Annotated in this window: 16 protein-coding genes and 2 pseudogenes; 9 read left to right on the top strand and 9 right to left on the bottom strand. The window is 65.4% G+C overall.

The features are described from left to right. Positions 1-126, top strand: a pseudogene (locus tag AB4Y92_RS21355) (IS1595 family transposase); the annotation flags it as partial. Between the two features lie 88 nt (positions 127-214). On the opposite strand, the gene AB4Y92_RS21350 reads toward AB4Y92_RS21355, so the two are convergent. Next, positions 215-1,774 (bottom strand): fumarate hydratase, encoded by a 1,560-nt coding sequence (locus tag AB4Y92_RS21350; protein WP_441821494.1) that lies wholly within the window; start codon positions 1,772-1,774, stop codon positions 215-217. A 142-nt stretch (positions 1,775-1,916) separates the two neighbouring features. Between AB4Y92_RS21350 and AB4Y92_RS21345 the strand changes: the two genes are divergently transcribed. Together AB4Y92_RS21345 and AB4Y92_RS21340 are read left to right on the top strand one after the other, a co-directional pair. Continuing rightward, the gene (locus AB4Y92_RS21345) at positions 1,917-2,285 is read left to right on the top strand and encodes a hypothetical protein (protein WP_441821493.1); all 369 of its coding nucleotides are present in this window, start codon (positions 1,917-1,919) and stop codon (positions 2,283-2,285) included. Between the two features lie 69 nt (positions 2,286-2,354). Continuing rightward, positions 2,355-2,681 (top strand): NIPSNAP family protein, encoded by a 327-nt coding sequence (locus AB4Y92_RS21340; protein WP_441821492.1) that lies wholly within the window; start codon positions 2,355-2,357, stop codon positions 2,679-2,681. A gap of 82 nt (positions 2,682-2,763) precedes the next feature. Here AB4Y92_RS21340 and AB4Y92_RS21335 read toward each other — a convergent pair whose 3' ends face one another. Then, positions 2,764-3,756: a hypothetical protein gene (locus AB4Y92_RS21335; RefSeq protein ID WP_441821491.1), complete on the bottom strand. Its 993-nt coding sequence runs from the start codon at positions 3,754-3,756 to the stop codon at positions 2,764-2,766. Positions 3,757-4,206: 450 nt separating this feature from the next. Here AB4Y92_RS21335 and AB4Y92_RS21330 point away from each other — a divergent pair, with 450 nt between their 5' ends. Beyond that, positions 4,207-6,096, top strand: coding sequence for an ABC transporter ATP-binding protein (locus AB4Y92_RS21330; RefSeq protein WP_441821490.1), 1,890 nt, complete (start codon positions 4,207-4,209; stop codon positions 6,094-6,096). A 114-nt stretch (positions 6,097-6,210) separates the two neighbouring features. Beyond that, entirely contained in the window at positions 6,211-7,407 is a 1,197-nt protein-coding gene (locus AB4Y92_RS21325) for a PQQ-dependent sugar dehydrogenase (RefSeq protein ID WP_441821489.1), read from the top strand. Between the two features lie 1,081 nt (positions 7,408-8,488). On the opposite strand, the gene AB4Y92_RS21320 is transcribed toward AB4Y92_RS21325, so the two are convergent. After that, complete coding sequence (locus tag AB4Y92_RS21320) at positions 8,489-10,912, bottom strand: Tex family protein (RefSeq protein WP_441821488.1); 2,424 nt, start codon at positions 10,910-10,912, stop codon at positions 8,489-8,491. 266 nt (positions 10,913-11,178) lie between these two features. On the opposite strand from AB4Y92_RS21320, the gene AB4Y92_RS21315 reads away from it, so the two are divergent. Both AB4Y92_RS21315 and AB4Y92_RS21310 read left to right on the top strand, forming a co-directional pair. Continuing rightward, positions 11,179-11,991 (top strand): ferredoxin--NADP reductase, encoded by an 813-nt coding sequence (locus AB4Y92_RS21315; RefSeq protein ID WP_441821487.1) that lies wholly within the window; start codon positions 11,179-11,181, stop codon positions 11,989-11,991. Between the two features lie 50 nt (positions 11,992-12,041). Next, the gene (locus AB4Y92_RS21310) at positions 12,042-12,647 is read left to right on the top strand and encodes a TlpA disulfide reductase family protein (RefSeq protein WP_441821486.1); all 606 of its coding nucleotides are present in this window, start codon (positions 12,042-12,044) and stop codon (positions 12,645-12,647) included. Positions 12,648-12,660: 13 nt separating this feature from the next. On the opposite strand, the gene AB4Y92_RS21305 is transcribed toward AB4Y92_RS21310, so the two are convergent. Next, positions 12,661-13,587: a LytTR family DNA-binding domain-containing protein gene (locus AB4Y92_RS21305; RefSeq protein ID WP_441821485.1), complete on the bottom strand. Its 927-nt coding sequence runs from the start codon at positions 13,585-13,587 to the stop codon at positions 12,661-12,663. Between the two features lie 154 nt (positions 13,588-13,741). Here AB4Y92_RS21305 and AB4Y92_RS21300 point away from each other — a divergent pair, with 154 nt between their 5' ends. Next, positions 13,742-14,944, top strand: coding sequence for an acyltransferase family protein (locus tag AB4Y92_RS21300; protein ID WP_441821484.1), 1,203 nt, complete (start codon positions 13,742-13,744; stop codon positions 14,942-14,944). A gap of 140 nt (positions 14,945-15,084) precedes the next feature. Here AB4Y92_RS21300 and AB4Y92_RS21295 read toward each other — a convergent pair whose 3' ends face one another. Together AB4Y92_RS21295 and AB4Y92_RS21290 are read right to left on the bottom strand one after the other, a co-directional pair. Further along, entirely contained in the window at positions 15,085-15,567 is a 483-nt protein-coding gene (locus AB4Y92_RS21295; RefSeq protein WP_386793145.1) for a glutathione peroxidase, read from the bottom strand. Between the two features lie 108 nt (positions 15,568-15,675). Continuing rightward, positions 15,676-15,756: pseudogene (locus AB4Y92_RS21290) on the bottom strand (DUF6053 domain-containing protein); the annotation flags it as partial. Here AB4Y92_RS21290 and AB4Y92_RS21285 point away from each other — a divergent pair. Next, the gene (locus AB4Y92_RS21285; RefSeq protein WP_441821483.1) at positions 15,728-15,838 is read left to right on the top strand and encodes a DUF6053 domain-containing protein; all 111 of its coding nucleotides are present in this window, start codon (positions 15,728-15,730) and stop codon (positions 15,836-15,838) included. The pseudogene AB4Y92_RS21290 and the gene AB4Y92_RS21285 sit on opposite strands and share 29 nt — an antisense overlap. A gap of 54 nt (positions 15,839-15,892) precedes the next feature. On the opposite strand, the gene AB4Y92_RS21280 is transcribed toward AB4Y92_RS21285, so the two are convergent. The 3 genes from AB4Y92_RS21280 to AB4Y92_RS21270 form a co-directional block, all read right to left on the bottom strand. Next, the gene (locus AB4Y92_RS21280) at positions 15,893-18,181 is read right to left on the bottom strand and encodes a TonB-dependent receptor (RefSeq protein ID WP_441821482.1); all 2,289 of its coding nucleotides are present in this window, start codon (positions 18,179-18,181) and stop codon (positions 15,893-15,895) included. A gap of 726 nt (positions 18,182-18,907) precedes the next feature. Beyond that, positions 18,908-20,977, bottom strand: coding sequence for an amidohydrolase family protein (locus AB4Y92_RS21275; protein WP_441821481.1), 2,070 nt, complete (start codon positions 20,975-20,977; stop codon positions 18,908-18,910). A gap of 35 nt (positions 20,978-21,012) precedes the next feature. Next, positions 21,013-21,399: a VOC family protein gene (locus AB4Y92_RS21270; protein ID WP_235114326.1), complete on the bottom strand. Its 387-nt coding sequence runs from the start codon at positions 21,397-21,399 to the stop codon at positions 21,013-21,015. Positions 21,400-21,422: the final 23 nt, after the last annotated feature.

The following is a 21,422-nucleotide window of genomic DNA, read 5'->3' as shown; positions in this document are numbered from 1 at the left end:
AAGTTCAACGGCCTGGCCAAGACCACCTTCTACCTGCACCTCAAGGAGTGCGAGTTTCGCTTCAACCATCGCCACGACGACCTCTATCGGGCGACCCTTAAGTTGCTACGATCCAACCCCCTCTGAGGGGCGTTTGCTTCCTAAGACCCAAACAAAAACGCCGGGTCAAAACCCGGCGTCTTCGTTAGATCCGCAAACAGCGCAGCAGCACCGCTCAGGCCGACTCCACCACCACCGGAATCTTGCCGATCCGCGCCTGCCATTCCTTCGGGCCGGTCTTGTGCACCGACTCGCCGGTGCTGTCCACCGCCACCGTCACCGGCATGTCCTGCACGGTGAATTCGTAGATCGCTTCCATCCCTAAGTCGGCGAAGCCGACCACGCGCGAGGCCTTGATCGCCTTCGACACCAGATACGCCGCGCCGCCGACGGCCATCAGGTACACCGAGCGGTGCTTCTTGATCGCATCGATGCCGGCCGGGCCGCGCTCGGCCTTGCCGACCATGCCCAGCAGGCCGGTCTGCGCCAGCACTTGTTCGGTGAACTTGTCCATGCGCGTGGCCGTGGTCGGGCCGGCGGGGCCGACGACTTCGTCGCGCACCGGATCGACCGGGCCGACGTAATAGATGAAACGGCCCTTGAAATCGACCGGCAGCGCTTCGCCCTTGCCCAGCATCTCGACCATGCGCTTGTGCGCGGCGTCGCGGCCGGTCAGCAATTTGCCGTTGAGCAGCAGCACTTCGCCGGGCTTCCAGCTGGCGACGTCGTCCGGCGTCACCGTGTCCAGATCGACGCGGCGGCCCTTGGAAGCGTCGTAGGTCAGCTTCGGCCAGTCTTCCAGCGACGGCGGATCGAGCATCACCGGACCGCTGCCGTCGAGGGTGAAATGCGCATGGCGGGTCGCCGCGCAATTCGGGATCATCGCCACCGGCAGGTTGGCGGCATGGGTCGGATAATCCTTGACCTTGATGTCGAGCACCGTGGTCAGGCCGCCCAGGCCTTGCGCGCCGATGCCCAGCGCGTTGACCTTCTCGTACAACTCAAGACGCAGCTCTTCGGCGCGATTGCTGGCGCCGCGCGCCTGCAGATCGGTGATGTCGATCGGCTCCATCAGCGATTCTTTCGCCAGCAGCATCGCCTTCTCGGCGGTGCCGCCGATGCCGATGCCGAGCATGCCCGGCGGGCACCAGCCCGCGCCCATGGTCGGCACGGTCTTGAGCACCCAATCGACGATGGAATCCGACGGGTTGAGCATCGCGAATTTGGACTTGGCTTCCGAACCGCCGCCCTTGGCCGCGACGATCACGTCCACCGTATTGCCCGGCACGACCTTGACGTTGACGACCGCGGGCGTGTTGTCGCGGGTGTTGCTGCGCTTGCCGGCCGGATCGGCCAGCACGCTGGCGCGCAGCTTGTTGTCGGGATGGTTGTAGGCGCGGCGCACGCCTTCGTTGACCATGTCCTCCACGCCCATGGTCGCGCCGTCCCAGCGCACGTCCATGCCGATTTCCAGGAACACGGTGACGATGCCGGTGTCCTGGCAGATCGGCCGGTGGCCTTCGGCGCACATGCGCGAATTGATCAGGATCTGCGCGATCGCGTCCTTGGCCGCGGCGCTTTCCTCGCGCTCATAAGCGGCGGCGAGATTCTTGATGTAATCGACCGGGTGGTAATAGCTGATGTACTGCAGGCCATCGGCGATGGACTGGATCAGGTCGTCCTGGCGGATGACGACGGGGCCGCTGGAAGCGGCCGAAGACGGGGTTGCGGTCACGGCGGGCGTAGGGCTGGCGGTGTGGGACCGCTATTCTACCCGTCCGGCCGGGTTGCGCCCCGATGCGGACCCCGCGGCGCCCGTCCCGGGCGGCGCGCGGGCCACGTTCCCGCCGTCCTGCCACGGCCCAGACGAATATCCGATGAGCTACCAGCCACCCCGTTCGACCGTTACCACGCCGCAGAACCCGGCCTTCCGCCCCATGCGCCTGGCGATCGGACTGCTCGCGCCGCTGCTGATCGGCCTGGGCACCCTGGCCGTGGTGCCGCAGTTCAAGGCCACGTTCAGCGCATTCGGCGCCGATCTGCCGTGGATGACGCAAATCCTGATGGATTACCCGTGGATGCTGTGCCCGGCGCCGCTGGCGGTGTTGGCGCTGTGGGCGATCTGGCCGGCGCGGCAGCGCGACAACGCCGCCTATTTGTTCGGTGTGACGCTGGCGATGGCGGGATCCGCCTTTGTGGTGTTCGCCTTGTATCAGCCGATCTTTCTGCTCGGCGCTACGATCTGACGCCTGCGCCTGCGCCCGCGCCCGCGCCGTGTCCGCGAGCGCCCCCCCCACCGCCGCACCGGAGTCCGCATGATCACCTGCTACCTGCGCTACATCATCGATCCCTACCAACTGGCCGAGTTCGAGCAATACGGCCGCCTGTGGATTCCGTTGGTCGAGAAATTCGGCGGCACCCACCACGGTTACTTCATGCCGTCGGAGGGCCATAGCAACGTGGCCCTGGCGATGTTTTCGTTTCCGAGCCTGGCCGCGTACGAGGATTACCGCACGCGCTCGTTCGAAGATCCCGAGTGTCAGGCCGCGTTCGCCTACGCCGCCGAGAAGCGCTTCATCGTCAGCTATGAGCGCAGCTTCTTCCGGCCGGTGTTCGGCGACGGCGAGACCGCGAAAGGCTGATCGCCCGTCGCCGCGACGATCATCGGCGGCCCTGCGGCCGCCGATGTCTCGCAAGTTCCGGCTGCGCGGATCGATACCGCTGTCAGCGAACGCCCGCCGGCGCGTCGATCGCCCACAAGGTCGTGCTGCCTTGCGCATCCGGGTCGAACGGCGCCGATTCGAACGCGATCGTGCTGCCGTCCGGCGACCAGCCCGGCGCGCCGTCGAGTCCGCAACTGCGGGTGACGCGGATGCGGTTGCCGCCGGCGGCCGCAATCACGAACACATTCGCGATTTCGATATCGGCATCGCCGGACGAATACACGATGTAGTTTCCGCTCGGCGACCACGACGCATCGGTATTGAACAGCTCGCCGGCATTGGTGACGTTGAACACCGCGCCGGTGGCGACATCCAGCGTGAACACGTCCCAGCTTTCGGGGCCGACCTCGCGCTGGAACACGATCTTGTCGCCCTTGGGCGACCACTCCGGCTGCCGGTCGTTATGGCTCTGAGTCAGGCGGACGGCCGGCTCAGTGCCGTCGCTGCGGATCTTCCACAGTTCGCCGCCGGACTCCGGATTGGCTTCGCTGTGCGATTCGAACACGATCCATCGCTTGCCGTCGCTCAGCACCGGCGAGATCGACGGCTCCCACGCCAGAAAGCCGGGCCGTCGGGTGACGCGCCGCGACGCACCGCCGGCCGCGGGCGCCAGATAGATTTCGTCGCGATCGGCGACATCGCTCGAATAGACCACCTCATCGGTGGCCGCGGACCAGCATTGCCCCGGCAGGTTCACGCTCTGCGCCGAGGTAGGGCTGAGCGCGGCCAGCACCGCGCCGCCCTCGGCCGGCACGGTGCGCACCACCGATTTTCCGGTGTTGTAGCGCGTAGCGAAATTGGTGAAAGCCAACACCCGGCCGTTCGGCGAGAAACAGGGATTCTGGAAGCTGCGGCCCAGGCCCGTGCCGGTGACGGCGATCTGCCGGGCCGTATCGGAACGGCAGGCCGCGGCGGTTCGCGATGGCGCTTGCGCGATAGCCAACAGGGGGCACAGGCAGGCCATAGCCAGCAGCGACAATGCTTGCTTTTGCATCGTGGTCGATCCTTTGAGGGAGAGGGAATCGCCGCTGCCGACTGACATCGGGCGCATCCGCGGCATCGGTGCCGTATCCGGACTGCGTCAGGTCCCGCGACGATGCGCGCATCACAATCCAGCCGGCGGGGCTCCACAGTGATGCCAGTCGCAATGCCTCGATCGCGATGGGCTTTTACCGCTTACGCGATATGCCGAACGGCTTATCCCGACAGAGCCCTTGTCCGTCGGCGCCCAATGCAGGGTCTTTCACTGCCGGTCGGAATGTTCGCGCGCCTCTCGGGAAATTTCGTCGAAGGTCGGTTTGATCTTCGAGTGCGCGAACCAGGCCACGATCCAGAGCGAGAGCCTGTCCCTGCGGTGACCGAACTTCAGCACCGATGACCGCCGGATTCAAGACGATGCACGGACCAGTCGCAAGCCGCGGCGGATCGGGAGCACAATCAGCGCATGGCTACCCCCAACGATAACGACAGCGCCCGTCGTCCCGGCAAAGACAGCGGCGGCAAACCCAGTCTGCGCGAACGCTTCAACGCGCTGCGCAACCTGCCGCCCTTCCTCAGGCAGATCTGGCAGACCAGTCCCGCGCTGACGCTGATCACGCTCGGTCTGCGCCTGATCCGCGCGCTGTTGCCGGTGGTCACGCTCTACGTCGGCAAACTCATCATCGACGAAGCGGTGCGGCTGGTCGGCACCGGGCATGGCTTCGGTTCGTTGCCCGAGGCCTGGGCGGGCGGACAACTGAACACTTTGTTGGCGCTGTTGGCCTTGGAGTTCGGCCTTGCGATCGGATCGGACCTGCTCGGCCGCGTGGTCAACTACGGCGACTCGCTGCTGTCGGAGCTGTTCACCAACGTCACCAGCGTGCGCCTGATGGAACACGCGGCGACCTTGGACCTGGAGGATTTCGAAGACCCCGATCTGCAAGACAAGCTCGACCGCGCGCGCCGGCAGACGATGGGGCGCATGAGCCTGATGAGCCAATTGTTCGGCCAGGTCCAGGACACCATCACCGTGATCAGCTTCGCTATCGGCCTGCTGGTGTATGCGCCGTGGCTGATCCTGCTGCTCGCGGTCGCGCTGATTCCGGCCTTCGTCGGCGAAGCGCACTTCAACGCGCTGGGCTATTCGCTCAACTTCGCCTGGACGCCGGAGCGCCGCCAGCTCGAATACGTGCGCCAGATGGGCGCCAGCGTGGAAACGGCGAAGGAGGTGAAGATCTTCAATCTGCACCGCTTCCTGATCGCCAAGTACCGCGAACTGGCGGACAAGTTCTTCAAGGCCAACCGCGCCCTCGCCCGCCGCCGCGCGTTCTGGGGAACCCTGCTGGCGGGGCTGGGGACCTTGGGCTACTACATCGCTTACGGCTACATCGCCTGGCGCACGGTGAGCGGCGATTTCAGTATCGGCGACCTCACCTTTCTGGCCGGCAGTTTTCGCCGGCTGCGGCAATTGCTGGAAGGGCTTTTGGTCGGTTTCTCGCAAGTCGCCAGCCAGGCGCTTTACCTCGACGATCTGTTTTCCTTCTTCGAAATCAAACCCGAGATCGTCTCCCCCGCCAATCCGGTGGCGGTGCCCAAGCCGATCCAGCGCGGCTTCGTGTTCGAGAACGTGGGCTTCCGCTATCCCGACGCCGAACGCTGGGCGCTGCGCGGCCTGGACTTCGAATTGCGGGCCGGCGAAGTGTTGGCCCTGGTCGGCGAGAACGGCGCCGGCAAGACCACTTTGGTGAAATTGCTGGCGCGGCTGTACGACCCCGACGAGGGCCGCATCCTGCTCGACGGCCGCGATCTGCGCGACTACGACCTGGATCAGGTGCGTTCCAGCATCGGCGTGATCTTCCAGGATTTCGTGCGCTATCACCTCACCGCCGGGGAGAACATCGGCGTCGGCCAGATCGACGCGATGAACGATTCCGAACGCATCCGCGAAGCGGCGCGCCGGGCGATGGCCGATGAGTTGATCGAAGGCCTGCCGCGCGGCTACGACCAGCTGATCGGCCGGCGTTTCAAGACTGGCGTGGACCTGTCCGGCGGCCAGTGGCAGAAGATCGCGATCGCGCGCGCCTACATGCGCGATGCGCAGGTGATGATCCTCGACGAACCCACCGCCGCGCTGGATGCGCGCGCCGAGTTCGAAGTGTTCCAGCGCTTCAAGGAACTGTCGCAGGAAACCACGGCGGTGCTGATTTCGCATCGCTTCTCCAGCGTGCGCATGGCCGACCGCATCCTGGTGCTGGCCGAAGGCCGGCTGGAAGCCAGCGGCACCCACGAGGAACTGCTCGCGCAGGGCGGACGTTACGCGGAGTTGTTCGAATTGCAGGCCGCCGGCTACCGCTGAGCCGGCCGCTCGCGCGTCGGCGATGGGCGCACAAGGTCGAATTGTTCCGGCGCCGCGCGCGAGCTATGGTGAGCCGGCTTGCGATCTCGACCTCACCGTTTTCAGGAGCTGAGCATGACTTTCGTCCTACGACGCGGCGTCTTGTCCGCCGCGATGCTGTTGACGCTGGCCGCCTGCCAGCGCGGCGGCGACGCCGAAGCCGCGGCCGCGGCCGCTCGGCCGGCGCCGAAACAAGCTGTCGAACATCGCGTGCCCAGCGAACTGGGCGAAGTGCGGGTAACCGAAATCGCCAGCGGCCTGGAGCATCCGTGGTCGGTAGCCTTGTTGCCCAACGGCGAATTCCTGATAACCGAACGCCCCGGCCGCCTGCGCCGCGTGAGCAAGGACGGCGCGATCTCCGCGCCGATCGCCAACGTTCCGCCGGTGTGGGCCAAGGGCCAGGGCGGCTTGCTCGACGTGGTGTTGGCGCCGGATTTCGCCACCAGCAAACACATTTACCTGAGTTACGCCGAACCCGGCCCCGACGACAGCGCCGGCACCGCGGTGTCGATCGCGACGCTCGGCGACACCGCGCTGACCGAGGTCAAGCGCATCTACGAGCAACAGCCCAAGCTGGTCGGCCCGAATCATTTCGGTTCGCGCATCGCCTTCGACGGCAAGGGCCATATATTCATCACTCAGGGCGAGCGCCAGCAGCGCATGGCCTCGCAGGAACTGGACAAACTGCAGGGCAAGCTGGTGCGCCTGAACCTGGACGGCAGCGTGCCGGCGGACAACCCGTATGTCGGCCGCAAGGACGCGCGGCCGGAGATCTGGAGTTACGGTCATCGCAACATGCAATCGCTGGCGACCGACCCGCGCACCGGCACCTTGTGGGAAGCCGAACACGGCCCGCGCGGCGGCGACGAAATCAATCTGCCCCAGGCCGGCAAGAATTACGGTTGGCCGATCATCACCAACGGTATCGACTACAGCGGCCTGAAGATCGCCGAGGCCGAGGGCAAGGAGAAGCCGGGGCTAGAATCGCCCTATCACGTCTGGGAAGTGTCGCCGGCGTTGTCGGGCATGGCCTTCTACACCGGTCATGCCGGCTCGGCGTGGAACGACAGTCTGTTCCTGGGGGCATTGGCGGACAGCAGCCTGATCCGCTTGAGTCTGGATGGCGACAAGATCGTCAAGGAAGAGCGGCTGCTCAAATCCTTGGGTTGGCGCGTGCGCGATGTGCGCGTGTCGGCTGACGGCAAGGTTTATGTTTTGACCGATGAAGAAGAAGGCAAGTTGTTGCGGCTCGATTCGCCTGTGGCGAAGTGACGTGTTGATGCGGCGCGGCGGCTGACGCAATCGCCGTTGCGGTTGCCGTTGCCGTTGCCGTTGCCGTTGCCGTTGCCGTTGCCAAGATTTTGCTTCGGCTTCGCCTTCGCCTTGCTTTGCTTCGCTCCGCCTTTGCTTTTGTCGTTGCTGGGCGCGGCTTGTTACTCGCGAGACCAGGGACACCCGAAGGGCGGCGCACATGGACGTGCGCCGGGTGCCACCTTGGGCAGGATGCCCAATGTGGCACCTGCCTGCGTCGGCACCGCACTCGTGGCTTTTGACTCGAAACAGCCCAAAGCGTTTTCTTTGGTTACTTTCTTTGTCGCTTTGGACAAAGAAAGTGACCCGCCGCTTTATGGCGGAAGCGTTTGGCGTTTGATCTTGCTTGAGGCTTCTAAGGCTTCTAAGGACCCTGAGGTCCCTGATCGAAACAACCAGACCCGTGCACTCCCTCTTACCGTCATTCCCGCGAACGCGGGAATCCAGAGACTTCAAACGTTCTCGCACGAAAGGCCCTGGATTCCCGCGTTCGCGGGAATGACGAGCAAAAAGCAGAAGCCGCAAGCAAGAGCAAGGCAGGAGCAGGAGCAAGATCAAACGCCTAAAGCTTCCGCCATGGAGCGGCGGGTCACTTTCTTTGTCCAAAGCCACAAAGAAAGTAACCAAAGAAAGGGCTTTGGGCTGTTTCGAGTCAAGAGCCACGAGTGCGATGCTTGCGCAGGCAGGTGCCACATTGGGCATCCTGCCCAAGGTGGCACCCGGCGCACGTCCATGTGCGCCGCCCTCCGGGTGTCCCTGGTCTCGCGAGTTACTAGCTGCGCCCAGCAACAACAAAGGCAAAAGCCAAGTCGGAGCGAAACAAAATCTTGGCAACAGCAACAGCAACAGCAACAGCGAAAGCGAAAGCCAAAGAAATAGCGACGGCATCTGCATCTGCGTCTGCAAAGTCCTGATTTCGCGTTTGATTCCAACAATCGCCGCCTGATCCAAGACACCCTCGCGCCCAAGTCCACAACCAACAAAAAAGCCGCCTGCTCTCACGAGCAAGCGGCTTTCCCGAACAACCAACAGCCCTCAACAATCAGGACTTCTGCTTGGCCCTCGCAAACGCATCCGCCAGCGCCCCGCCCAACGGCGGCGCCGCCTTGCCCTGCGGCGCGAACGAACCGCCGCGCTGCGGCTGATCGCGACGACCCGCGTTGTTCGCAGGACGCCCGCTGTTGTTGCCGCGCCCGCCATCGCCGCGACCGCCGCCGCGCTCGTTGCGATCACCACGCTCCGCACCCGGCGCGCGCGGCGCCGGGATGGCGTCGTCCAGGCGGCGGGTCAAGGCGATGCGCTTGCGCGGGATGTCGACCTCCAGCACCCGCACCTTGACCACATCGCCGGCCTTGACCACTTCGCGCGGGTCCTTGATGTACTTGTCCGACAACGCCGAAATGTGGATCAACCCGTCCTGGTGCACGCCGATATCGACGAACGCGCCGAACGCGGCGACGTTGCTGATCACCCCTTCCAGGATCATGCCGACCCGCAGATCCTTGAGGTCTTCCACGCCGTCGGCGAACTTCGCCGCCTTGAACTCCGGTCGCGGATCGCGGCCGGGCTTTTCCATTTCCTTGAGGATGTCGCGCACCGTCGGCACGCCGAACTTCTCATCGGTGTACGCCTCGGGCTTGAGGCCGCGCACGAACTGCGGATCGCTCAGCAGGCTCTTCACCTCGCGGCCGCATTGCTTGACGATGCGCTCGACCACCGGATACGCCTCCGGGTGCACCGCCGAGGCGTCCAGCGGCTCGTCGCCATCGACGATGCGCAGGAAGCCGGCGCACTGTTCGAAAGTCTTGTCGCCCAGGCGCGGCACTTTCAGCAAGGCCTTGCGCGAGACGAACGGGCCGTTCTCGTCGCGGTGACGGACGATGTTTTCCGCGACCGTGCTCGACAAGCCAGACACCCGCGCCAGCAACGCCGCCGAGGCGGTGTTGACGTAGACGCCGACCGCGTTCACGCAGTCCTCGACCTTGGCGTCGAGCGCGCGCGCCAGACGATATTGATCGACATCGTGCTGGTACTGGCCCACGCCGATCGCCTTGGGCTCGATCTTGACCAGTTCGGCCAGCGGGTCCTGCAGGCGCCGCGCGATCGAAACCGCGCCGCGGATGCTCACGTCCAGATCGGGGAATTCCTTCGACGCGAACTCGGAGGCGGAATACACCGAGGCGCCGGCTTCGCTGACCACGACCTTGGTCAGCTTGGTCTCGGGCATCAGCTTGATCAGATCGCCGGCCAGCTTGTCGGTTTCGCGCGAAGCGGTGCCGTTGCCGATCGAGATCAGTTCGACGCCGTGCTTGACGCACAGCGCGCGCAAGGTGTGCAGCGACTGGTCCCACTGCTTGCGCGGTTCGTGCGGGTAGATGGTGTCGTGGGCGACGAACTTGCCGGTGGCGTCCACCACCGCGACCTTGACGCCGGTGCGCAGGCCCGGATCCAGGCCGAGCACGGCGCGCGGGCCGGCCGGCGCGGCCAGCAACAGGTCCTTGAGGTTGTCGCCGAACACGTCGATGGCCTCGGCTTCGGCCTTCTCGCGCGCCTGCCCGAACAAATCCAGCAGCAGATGCAGATGCAGCTTGGCGCGCCAGGTCAGGCGGCAGGCGTCGAGCAGCCAGCGATCGGCCGCACGGCCCTGGTCGCTGATGCCGGCGTTGAGCGCGACCCGGCCTTCGCCGTAGGCGTGGCCGGATTCGGCGTCGCTGCCCGGGTCCAGATCGAGGAACAGGATTTCCTCGCGGCGGGCGCGGAACAGCGCCAGCAGACGGTGCGAGGGAATCTTGGCCAGCGATTCGGCGTGGTCGAAGTAGTCGCGGTACTTGGCGCCTTCGTTTTCCTTGCCCTCGGCCACGCGCGCGCGGATCACTCCGACCTCGGTGAGCCAGGTGCGCAGTTCGCCGACCAGGCGGGCGTCTTCGCCCCAGCGCTCCATCAGGATCGCGCGCGCGCCTTCCAGCGCGGCCTTGACGTCGGCGACCTGTTTTTCTTCGCTGAGGAAACCGGCGGCGAATTCCTCCGGCTTGAGCGTCGGATCGGCGAGCAGGCCGTCGGCCAGCGGTTCCAGCCCGGCTTCGCGCGCGATCTGCGCCTTGGTCCGGCGCTTGGGCTTGTACGGCAGGTACAAATCTTCCAGGCGCGACTTGGTGTCGGCCGCTTCGATGTCGCCGCGCAGTTCGTCGGTCAGCTTGCCCTGCTCGGCGATGCTTTCCAGCACCGCGGCGCGGCGGTCTTCGAGTTCGCGCAGGTAACGCAGGCGCGATTCGAGATCGCGCAACTGGATGTCGTCGAGGCCGCCGGTGATTTCCTTGCGGTAGCGCGCGATGAAGGGCACGGTCGCGCCCTCGTCGAGCAGGGCGATCGCGGACAGGGCCTGGGCGGTCTGGGCGCCGATTTCCACGGCGATGAGTTGGGCGATCTTGTTCGCGACCTGCGCGGACTGCGTGTTCTTGTCTTGCATCGTTTCCAATCGTTTAGCCCCGCCGAGCGGGAACCTCGCGATTGTCGCAATGCGGGCGTGAAGGGGGAACCCGTTGACAGGGCTGGGATTTTAGGGCCAGGAACGAGTTCAGAGGAGTGAGGCGTGAGTAAGAACCCGGCTCCTGCCTTTACTCACTCCTCACTCCTGCGAACTCGTTTCCGCTTTCCGCCGCCGCACCGCTCCAGATAAGAACCGATCTCATCCTGGGGTACAATACGCGCCCCGCGCCACCCGAAACCCCCGGCATGTCTTCCGCTTTTGGCACCGAGACGGTGCTGGACGTCCGTCACTGGACCGACGACTACTTCAGCTTCACCACCACCCGCGACGACGGTTTCCGCTTCGAGAACGGCCAGTTCGTAATGATCGGACTGCAGGTCGCGAACGAAGACGGCAGCGTGTCCAAACCGTTGCTGCGCGCGTATTCCATCGCCAGCGCCAACTGGGAAGAGCAGCTCGAATTCTTCAGCATCAAGGTGCCGGGCGGCCCGCTGACCTCGCGCCTGAAGTCGATCCGTCCCGGCGACAGCGTGCTGATCGGGCGCAAGCCCACCGGCACCTTGCTGATCCACGATCTGCACCCGGGCCGTAATCTGTACCTGCTCGGCACTGGCACCGGCTTCGCGCCGTGGCTGTCGGTGATCAAGGACCCGGAAACCTACGAGCGCTTCGACAAGGTCGTGCTCTGCCACGGCGTGCGCAGCGTGCACGACCTGGCCTACCGCGACTACATCGTCAACGAGCTGCCGCAGCACGAGTTCCTGGGCGAACAGATCGCCGCCAAGCTGAAGTACTACCCGGCGGTGAGCCGCGAGGACTTCGCCTTCGACGGGCGCGACCAGCGCGGCCGGCTGACCCAGATGATGGACAGCGGCCGGATGATGGAGCAGCTCGGCATCGAGCCGCTGGACGCCGAGCACGACCGCGCGATGATCTGCGGCAGCCCGCAGATGCTGGCCGATTTCCGCGACATCCTCGACCGCCGCGGCTTCACCGCCGCACCGCGCATCGGCACGCCGGGCCAGTACGTGTTCGAACGCGCCTTCGTCGAGAAGTGAGCGCCTGCTACCCTGCCGGCCTGCACAGCATCCGGACGACGGCGGGACGAATGGCATTCAAGTGGTTTCGGTCGAAGGCGCGCGCGTCGCTGTCGGGCTGGCTCATCGCGGCCTGCGCGCTGACCGCTCCGGCCTTCGCCGCCGAGTCCGCGGCCGAAACACCCGCCGCCGCCCGCGCCTCGGCCAGTTCCCAGCCGCGGCCGGGCGAAACCCCGCCGGACTTTCTCGGCCTGGACCTCGCCGGCAAGCCGGTCAAGGTCAGCGACCATCGCGGCAAACTGGTGGTGGTGAGCTTCTGGGCCAGCTGGTGCGGCCCGTGCCTGCGCGAACTGCCGCTGCTGTCGGCGCTGCAGACCGGCGTCGGCCGCGAGCATCTGCAGGTCATCGCGATCAACCTCAACGAGCCCAAGCGCGATTTCGACGAATTCGTGCGGCGCAATCCCGAGCTCGACCTGACCTATATCCACGACCCGGGCACGGCGGCGCGGTACTACGCGGTCAAGGCCGTGCCGAATCTGTTCGTGATCGACCAGAAAGGCGTGATCGCCAAGGTCCACAGCGGCTATTCGGCGAAGATGGTGAAGCAGTTCGCGAAGGAAGTGGCCGACCTGCTGCCGCCGGAAGTGCTCAGGCAGCCGGCCAAGAAACGCGAGTGAGCCGTGGCGCGCGCTAGGCCGCGCGCCGCTCCTGCCGCAGCGCGCCGCGATAGCGCCGGCTGCACGGGATCTTGCTGCCGTCGTGCATGGTGATGCGCGCATCGCCGCTTTCCAGCGGCTCGATCTCGCCCACGCAATCCAGGTTGACCATGAAGCTGCGGTGCACGCGCACGAAGCGGGTCGGGTCGAGCTGGGTTTCGATCGTCGCCATGGTGGTGCGCAAGGGGTAGTCGCGGCCGCGCAGATGCAGGTTGACGTAGTTGGACGAGGCCTGCAGCCACTCGACCTCGCTGGCGGCGATCAGGAACTCCTTGCCCAGCTTGCGCACCAGGAAACGCTCCGGGCGCTCGGGCACGGCCGGCTCGGGCACGTCGTCCGGGCTGGCGAGCAGGCTGGCTTCGCCCTGCCAACGCCGCATCAGCAGGCGGTAGGCCTCCATCCACAGCACCATGTAGGTGTAGGAGCGCACGTCCTTCAGGTATTCGTAGAACAGGTTCATGCCCCAGGAACCGAAGTCGTAACGCTCGCCCAGGCCGACATAAACCAGCTTGCGCAGCGCGACCATGCCGACCACGTGCAGCACCGACCACAGCACGCTGCCGATCAGGTGCAGGGCCAGGGCCCGGCGCCAGCTGTCGAAATGGAACGGGATCCGGCGCGTGTACCAGACCAGCGCCGGCACCAGCGCCAGCGCGACCGCGCAGCTGCTGACCTCCCACACCGCCGGGGCCCAGTCGGGGATGTCGAGCGCGTAGCGGTGGATGTCGATCACCGCGGTCAAGGTGCCGAAGGCGGCGTTGACCGCGAACAGGGTCACCCAGGCCAGCATCTCGACCGTGCGGCGCCAGGGCTGGTAGCGGTCCCAGGCGGTCGGCGCGGCGGCGGCCGGCACGGCGGCTTGCGGGTCGGAGGCGTTGGCGGCGGAGAGATCGAAGCTCATGCCGCGCATTCTCGCCTGCGCGGCGGCGGGGACGGCAACCGATTATCCCTCGGGGCCACGATTCGTCCCCGCCCGGTCGCCTCCGGTCACCCGGGGATACCGGCTAAGTGCCTGGGCTTACAGGATTTGTCCACCTTCCCGCCGCGGACCCGCCATGCAACGCCGCTACGACATCGACGCCCTGCGCGCCCTCGCCTTCGCCCTGCTGATCCTCTACCACTGCGCCATGCTCTACGTCGCCGACTGGGGTTGGCACCTCAAGAGCGAGCATCTGTCGCAGACCCTCCAGATCCCGATGCTGTTCGTGAACCGCTGGCGCATGGACCTGATCTTCCTGATCTCGGGCCTGTCGGTGCATTTCCTGCTGCGCGGCACCTCGCTGGGGCGCTTCGTGGTCCAGCGCAGCTGGCGGCTGTTGCTGCCGCTGACCTTCGGCTGCCTGCTGATCGTGCCGATCCAGCCCTACGCCCAGGGCGTCGCCAACGGCCTGGTCGAGCCGGGGTTCGTCGATTTCCTGATCCGCTATTACCACTTCCAGCCCTGGCCGAAGGGCGCGTTCGACGGCTGGGAGTACGGCTTCACCTGGAACCACCTGTGGTACCTGGTGTACCTGTGGGTCTACACGATGACCCTGGCCGTGCTGCTGCCGTTGTTCCGCAACCGCGTCGGCCACCGCCTGCACGCGCTGGCGGTCGGCCTGCGCGGCTGGAAGCTGATGATCCTGCCGGCGCTGCCGCTGGCGGTGTTCACCTTCGTGCTGGCGCCGCTGTTCCACGACACCGGCGACCTGATCCACGACTGGTATCGCCACACGGTCTATTTCACCGTGTTCCTGTACGGCTATTGGATCGGCAACGACAGCGGCCTGTGGAACGAGCTGGTGCGGCTGCGCAAGTGGACGCTGGGGCTGGCGCTGGGCCTGTTCGGCTTCTATCTGACCCTGGTCATCGTGCTGCCCGACGACATCCCGACGCTGCTGCAGAACAGCCTGTGGCTGCTGCGCAATCTGTACGTGTGGTTCGCGATCTGCGCGATCCTGGGCTGGGGCCATGCCTTGCTCAACCGCCCGTTCCGCTGGCTGCCGTGGGCGACCGAGGCGGTGTACCCGTGGTACGTGTTGCACCAGAGCCTGATCGTGTTGATCGCGTACTGGATCTTGCCGCTGAAGTTCGGCCCGGTCGCGGAGCCGGCGATCGTGCTGACCGGCACGGTGGCGGGATGCTTCGTGCTGCACGAGATCATCCGGCGCGTGCCGCTGTTGCGGCCGGTGTTCGGGTTGAAGGGGGCTCGGCGTGATGAGCCTAAATCCGCGGCGAACTTCCAGAACGTCATTCCCGCGAATGCGGGAATCCAGTGACTTCAAACGTTCTCGCACGAAAGGCCCTGGATTCCCGCGTTCGCGGGAATGACGGTAGGTGGGTCGATCGGTGCTGAAACAAACAAGGCTTCGGCTGGTAAAGCCGAAGCCTTTCTTTCATCACCCAACGATCAAGTCAATCAAGCCAGCGCCTTCTCGATATCCGCCGCAATCGACTCGGGCTTGTCCGTCGGCGCATAGCGCTTGATGACGCTGCCGTCGCGGCCGACCAGGAACTTGGTGAAGTTCCACTTGATCGCATCGATACCGAGGAAGCCGCCCTTCTCGTCCTTGAGCCACTTCCACAAGGGATGGGCCTTGTCGCCGTTGACGTCGATCTTGGCGTACATCGGGAAGGTCACGTCATAGGTCAGCGAACAGAATTCCTTGATCTCGTTCTCGTCGCCCGGCTCCTGGTGACCGAACTGGTCGCAGGGAAAGCCCAGCACTTCGAAGCCGCGCGTCTGGTAGTCGCGCTCGAGTTTTTCCAGGCCGGTGTACTGCGGAGTGAAGCCGCACTTGGAGGCGACGTTGACGATCAGCAGCACCTTGCCTTTGTAGCGGTCCAGCGACTGGGTCTTGCCGTCGATGTCGGTAGCGGAGAAGTCGTAGGCGGTGGTCATGGGGACGTCGCTCGGTGTCTGGGTTGGGCGCACGATAGCGCGTCGGCGCGGCCTTGTCCGGCCGCCGCCGCAGTTGCCCGACAGCGCACGAAAAGATGGACGCCTCGATCACGGTTTAACACGGTGACGGCGATTCACCGGGGCCCCAAACCTCGCTCTTGTGGGAGGGCCTTCAGGCCCGATGCTCTTCGGTCAGATCGCCAGGGTCTTAGCGAAGAGCATCGGGCCTGAAGGCCCTCCCACAAAAGACTTGAGCCACGGCGCAAGATAAAAAAAAGGCCCGCACTGGGCGGGCCGTTGGTCACTGCTCAAGCTGCGGCAACCGTCAGAACGAAGCCTTGAACTCCACGCCGACGATGCGCGGGTCGTTGACGAAACCGACCAGGTTGTTGAAGTCGATGCCGCCGACCGCGCGCACTTCGTTGAGGATGTTGCGGCCGTACAGGGCCACGTCGTAACGGCCGTTGTCCCACTGGTAACCCACGCGCAGGCCGCCTTCCAGCAGCGCCTTGCCGCGGAATTCCTTCGACTCGTACAGGAAAAAATTCACTTCGCTGCGGTAAGCCCAGTCGGTGTAGACGTAGAACTCGTTGCCGTTGGCCAGCGGCAGGCTGTAGCGCGCGGTCACGTTATAGACCCACTTGGGCGCCTGCGGCAGCGAATTGCCGTCGATCGCCGCCAGGGTCTGGCCGTTGCGGACCACGATCGGGTCGGTCACGGTGCAGCCGCCGCCGCACGGGGCGACGAACAGGTTCTTGTCCTGGATTTCGGTGTCGTTGTAGCTGGCGCCGAAGGTGACCATCAGGTTGTCGGTCAGGTACGCGTCCAGGTCGATTTCGAAGCCCTGGCCCAGGGTCTTGTCGGCGTTCACCAGAATCGTCTGGTTGAGCGCGCCGCCGACCGCGTTGAGCTGCTGGTTATCGACGGTGTAGCGGAACAGCGCGAAGCCCAGGCGAGCGCGCTTGTCCCACAGGTCGGCCTTCAGGCCGGCTTCGTACGAGATCACCTTCTCCGCGTCGGCCACCGACGGCTGCGGCGGCGTCTGGAACAACAGGCGGCCCTGGATGCTGGGCGCGCGGAAACCCTTCGCGACGCGCGCATACAGGTTGATGTCGTCGGTCGCCTGGAACACGCCGCTGATATCCCAGCTGACGTCGTTGACGTCGGTGGTGACCTTGAACGGGCCCGACACCGGCGCGCCGAACGGCGCGCTCTGCAGCACGCTGGCGCTGAAGTCCTTCTTGTCCTGGGTGTAACGCAGGCCGCCGCGCAGCTTGAAGCGATCGGTGACCGCGTATTCCAGCGAACCGAACGCCGCCCAGGCCTTGTTGCGCTGCTTCTGCTGGGCATGACCGGCCTGCACGCCACCGGCCAGGGTGTCGTAGTTCAGGCTGTCGACGGTGATGTCTTCGTCGAAGTAGAACAGGCCGGCCTGCCAGTTGAGCGGGCCGCTGTAGTTCGATTCCAGGCGGAATTCCTGCGTGATCTGGCGATGGTCGGGCAGACCGTCGGCGGATTCGGCGGTGAACGGAATGCCGACCGGGGTGCTGCCGCCGGGCAGGAACATCGCGCCGACGCCGCCGTCGATATCGCCGCGGCTGAGCGAATCGGCGGTCTCGTAACCGGTGATCGAATACAGGGTCAAGTCGTTCGACAGATCCCAGCTCAAACGCGCGCTGGCGCCGAAAGTCTTCAGGTGCTGGAAGTTGCGCCCGTCGATGCCGACCTTTTCCTCGTCGAACCCGTCGAACAGATCGTTCGTGCCCTTCTTGAACAACTGCGCGCGGAACAGACGCGCGGTGCCGTTGAGGCGGCGCGCGTGCACGTTGAACAGTGCGTGGAAGGTGTCGCTGCCGTCGTACTGCAACTGCAGGCGCAGCGCCGATTCGTCGTAGCCTTCCAGCTTCTGGTTGGTGCGCGCGTTGGGGTTGGTGTTATCGACCCAGTCGTCGCGGCGCTGGAACATCGCCGAAGCGCGTCCGGACCAGTTGGCGCCGAGCGGGCCGCTGACCGCGCCTTCGAAATTGGTGGTGCCGTAGGTGCCGTAGGACACCTGGCCGTAGCCTTCCAGTTCGCGGGTCGGCTTGGCCGATTCGAACTTGACCACGCCGGCCGGCGTGTTGCGGCCGAACAGCGTGCCCTGCGGGCCGCGCAGCAGTTCGACGTTTTCCAGATCGAAGATCGGGAAGCCCTTGAGCAGCGGGTTCTCGAGGACGATGTCGTCGTACACCAGCGATACCGGCTGCGATGCGTTGAGATCGAAGTCGGTGTTGCCCAGGCCGCGGATATAGAAGCGCGGGAAGGCGCGGCCGAACGAGGACTCGATGTTGAGGCTGGGCAGGCGGCCGGACAGGAAGCGGATATCGCCGCCGCCGGAGCCGAGCACGTGCAGCTTTTCGCGATCGACGGTGGTGAGCGCGACCGGCACGTCCTTGGCGCGTTCGACCTTGCGCTGGGCGGTGACCATCAGCGCGTCGAGGGTCTTGGCCTCGCCTTCGGCCGGCGCGGCCGTGGCGGGCGCGGCGTCCTGGGCGAAGGCGGCGGCGGAAACGAGGGTCAGGCCGATGGCGGCAGCCAGGGCATGACTGCGGGGAGCACGCAAGTGCTTGAGCATGGTCGGGTTTCTCGGTGGACGCGGCGCCTGGGGCGCCAGTGCTTGGGAAACCACCGCGGCATCATGCTCCCCTGGGGCATGGGCTGACGGCGATGGGCGATCGGACCGTCCCTTGACGGTCGGGACGCGGACCTGCCCGCGCCGTGGTCGGCTCATTGACCGGCGAATGTTACCAAATCATTAAAGAGTCCGTGCTCGAATGGGTTTTTTGGTGCTCTGGGGCGGAGCTTTTCGTGCCAACCGAAGCCGCACAAACCGTTGCCCCCTTTGAAAAAGGGGGCAAGCGCCCGGCGTCGCTGACCGAAGCCCGCGCCTTGCAGCGCGGGGGATTTGCTTTGCCGGTGGTTACGGTCTGTCGGGTGGATGGCGGAAGAGCAAATCCCCCCTGCCCCCCTTTTTCAAAGGGGGGAATCCTTCGGGTTGGATTCGATTCGGCTTGATTGGCGTGGGCTTGGTGGCCGTACCGGCACCTGGATTCGGCTCAACCGAAGCCCCGAACCATTGCCCCCTTTGAAAAAGGGGGCGAGCGCCCGGCGTTGTTGACCGAAGACCAACGTCCCACAGCCCGGGGGATTTGCTTTGCCGGTGGTTGCGATCTGTCGGATGGTTCGCGGAAGAGCAAATCCCCCCTGCCCCCCTTTTTTAAAGGGGGGGAATCCTTCGGGTGGGATTCGGTTCGACTTGATTGGCGCGGGCCGGTTAGCACCCGCCGAAACCAACACAGGTTTACTTCGCCGCCGTCACCTTAGCCGGCGCCGCGAACGCCTTCACCCCAAGCGCCTGATAAACCTCATTCGGATAAAACGCCGTATCACCGCGCAGCACCAGCGACACCTTGCGGATATCGCCGATATCGGTGGTCGGGTCGCCGTCGATCAGGATCAGGTCCGAACGCTTGCCCGGCGTCACCGAGCCGCGGTCGTCGATCACGCGCGCGACCTTGGCCGCGTTCCAGGTCGCGACCTGCAGCGCCTGCGACGGGGTCAGGCCGGCGCGCACGTACAAGGCCAGTTCGTGCTGCAAGGTGAAACCCGGCACTTCGTCGGTGCCGGCCAGCAGCGGTACGCCGGCCTTGTAGGCGCGGCCGACGAACTCGACCATCTTGTCGTAGGACTTGCTGTAACGCGCGGCGGTGGCGTCGTCGGGGATGTCCATCTCGGCCGAGCGGCGCAGGCGCTGCACGTCCGGCGGCAGATGGCCTTCGATACCGGCCACGATCGGCGACAACTCGCCGTTGCGCTGATGCAGGAACTCGAACGTCGCCAGGGTCGGATCGATCGCGATCTGCTTTTTCGCCAGGGTCGCGATGAAGTCCTGCACCGGCTTGGAATCGAAATCCAGGCCCGCGGTCTTGTCCGCGACCAGATAGAAGCGCTGCAGCGTGCGCGTATCGGTCTTGTCGTCGACGAAGAAATTCAGCATCAGCTGATTGATGTGCTGGATTTCGTCGAAGCCCTGATCGACGACGTCCTGCGCGCGCAGGAACGCCGGCACGTGGCCGCTCACGCGCATGCCCTTGCCGTGCGCGTAGGCGACGGTGTCGCGCAGCACGTCCTTCGGGAACGAGTTGTAGATCTTGATCTGCGGATAACCGTGGTCCGAATACCAGTCCACCGCCTTCTTGGCTTCGTCCAGGTTCTTGATCACGAAGCCGTTGCGCGCCGAATACTGGCTCTCGCCCTCGATGAAGCCGGCCGGCACCACGCGCGGCAGGATCAGCGTGCCGTCTTCGCCTTCGGCGATCATCTGCTGCAAGGTCGCGTTGTCGTTGCCCATGTCGCGCACGGTGGTCACGCCCGCGGCGATGTTGAGGCCGCCGTCCCAGCGCGACAGATGCCCGTGCATGTCGAACAACCCCGGCATCAGCACCTTGCCGCCGCCGTCGACGACGCGAGCGGCCTTTACGTCCTTGCCGGCCTTGCCGACCGAGACGATCTTGCCGTCGGCGATTACGACGTCGGTGGCGGCGCCGAGTTTGGCGTGCTCGCTGTCGAACACCCGCACATCGCGCAGCAGCGTGGTGCCGGCGAAGGAGTGGCCCAGTTGCTTGCGCAGATCGACCAGCAACTTGCCCTCGGCGGTTTTCTGCTGCGCTTCCAGCGCGGCGGCGTTGCCCTGCCAGCCGTCTTCGATCAACTGCAGAGAGCCGGGGAAAATGAAGGCGAACAGGCGCGGATTGGCGCCGGTGGTGACCCAGGCGAAGCTGGGCGAGAAGCCCTGCCCGCTCAGCGCGACCAACTCCACGGTCTGGCTCTTGCCGTCGCGGCTGACCTGGGCCTGGGCGAGCTTGCTCATGCTCAAAGTGCCGACAGGCAGCAGCGGCAGTTTGCCGTCGCTGCGCTGGTTCAGGGCGTTGATCATCACCGACACGCCGGCCGGCGTGCCGCCCAGCGGCGAGTACAAACCGGCGCCGTCGAGTTTGATCTCGCCCGAATCGGAGAGCGATTTCCAGCGGGCCTGCGCGCCTTCGCGCTTGAAGCTTTCATCGACCTTGGCGCCGAAGGTCGAGGTGCCCTGCACGGTGTAGGTCTGGTACGTCCCGTCCTTGCCGAGCGTGTAGGTTTCCTTGAGCTCGGGGCCGCGGCCGTTGTCCTTGAAGATGTAATCGACCGTGGTGGTGCCGTCGTCGGCGACGTTGACGATCTGGTGACCGGCCTGTTTGCCGCCATCGACCAGTGCCAGGTAGCGCGTGGTCTGCGCCGCCAGCGCGGTGGTGGACAGGCCCAGCAACAGGCTCGGCAACAGCACTCGCGCGAATGCGCGGCCTGCGGTGGATTTCAGACGCGCTGCATTCATCGGGTACGGCTCCGGGCAATAAGAAAAGTGCGGAATCAATCGTCGTGGTGGGTGATCATCAGGACGTAGCCGTCCGGGTCGCTGACCCGGAACTCGCCCTTGGGTCGGTAGAACGGATAGGCCATCTCGCCGGCCTGCACGCCGGCGGCGAGCACGCGTTCGCGCATCGCCGCGACATCGTCGCAATAGATGTAGAACAGCACGCCCTGGACGGTGTCGTCGATCGGGGCGTCGGCCTTGACCAGCATGAACTGCGCGCCGCCCGGGCTTTCCAGCCAGGCCCAGACCGGGTCTTCGCCGCTGCCGGGCTCGTGGTGGACGTCGCCGACGCGGAAGCCGAACACCGCGTAGAAGTCGATCGCCCGCGGCAGGCTGGCGACGTGGACCAGGGGTACGAAGGCGCGTGCGCTCGCTGTAGTCATGGCCTGCTTCCTGCAATGGCGCT

It is taken from the genome of Lysobacter sp. TAB13, assembly GCF_052113885.1.
Taxonomy (GTDB): Bacteria; Pseudomonadota; Gammaproteobacteria; order Xanthomonadales; family Xanthomonadaceae; genus Lysobacter; species Lysobacter gummosus.
The sequence above is the reverse complement of the archived record's forward strand: the minus strand, read 5'-3'. Positions and strand labels throughout refer to the sequence as shown.

Bases quoted from the DNA above. Each gene is read 5' to 3' on its own strand.
- AB4Y92_RS21295 (WP_386793145.1), bottom strand. From the start codon at position 15,567: ATGACCACCGCCTACGACTTCTCCGCTACCGACATCGACGGCAAGACC.
- AB4Y92_RS21310 (WP_441821486.1), top strand. From the start codon at position 12,042: ATGGCATTCAAGTGGTTTCGGTCGAAGGCGCGCGCGTCGCTGTCGGGC.
- AB4Y92_RS21330 (WP_441821490.1), top strand. From the start codon at position 4,207: ATGGCTACCCCCAACGATAACGACAGCGCCCGTCGTCCCGGCAAAGAC.
- AB4Y92_RS21275 (WP_441821481.1), bottom strand. From the start codon at position 20,977: ATGAATGCAGCGCGTCTGAAATCCACCGCAGGCCGCGCATTCGCGCGA.
- AB4Y92_RS21325 (WP_441821489.1), top strand. From the start codon at position 6,211: ATGACTTTCGTCCTACGACGCGGCGTCTTGTCCGCCGCGATGCTGTTG.
- AB4Y92_RS21280 (WP_441821482.1), bottom strand. From the start codon at position 18,181: ATGCTCAAGCACTTGCGTGCTCCCCGCAGTCATGCCCTGGCTGCCGCC.
- AB4Y92_RS21315 (WP_441821487.1), top strand. From the start codon at position 11,179: ATGTCTTCCGCTTTTGGCACCGAGACGGTGCTGGACGTCCGTCACTGG.
- AB4Y92_RS21345 (WP_441821493.1), top strand. From the start codon at position 1,917: ATGAGCTACCAGCCACCCCGTTCGACCGTTACCACGCCGCAGAACCCG.
- AB4Y92_RS21300 (WP_441821484.1), top strand. From the start codon at position 13,742: ATGCAACGCCGCTACGACATCGACGCCCTGCGCGCCCTCGCCTTCGCC.
- AB4Y92_RS21340 (WP_441821492.1), top strand. From the start codon at position 2,355: ATGATCACCTGCTACCTGCGCTACATCATCGATCCCTACCAACTGGCC.
- AB4Y92_RS21305 (WP_441821485.1), bottom strand. From the start codon at position 13,587: ATGAGCTTCGATCTCTCCGCCGCCAACGCCTCCGACCCGCAAGCCGCC.
- AB4Y92_RS21320 (WP_441821488.1), bottom strand. From the start codon at position 10,912: ATGCAAGACAAGAACACGCAGTCCGCGCAGGTCGCGAACAAGATCGCC.
- AB4Y92_RS21270 (WP_235114326.1), bottom strand. From the start codon at position 21,399: ATGACTACAGCGAGCGCACGCGCCTTCGTACCCCTGGTCCACGTCGCC.
- AB4Y92_RS21335 (WP_441821491.1), bottom strand. From the start codon at position 3,756: ATGCAAAAGCAAGCATTGTCGCTGCTGGCTATGGCCTGCCTGTGCCCC.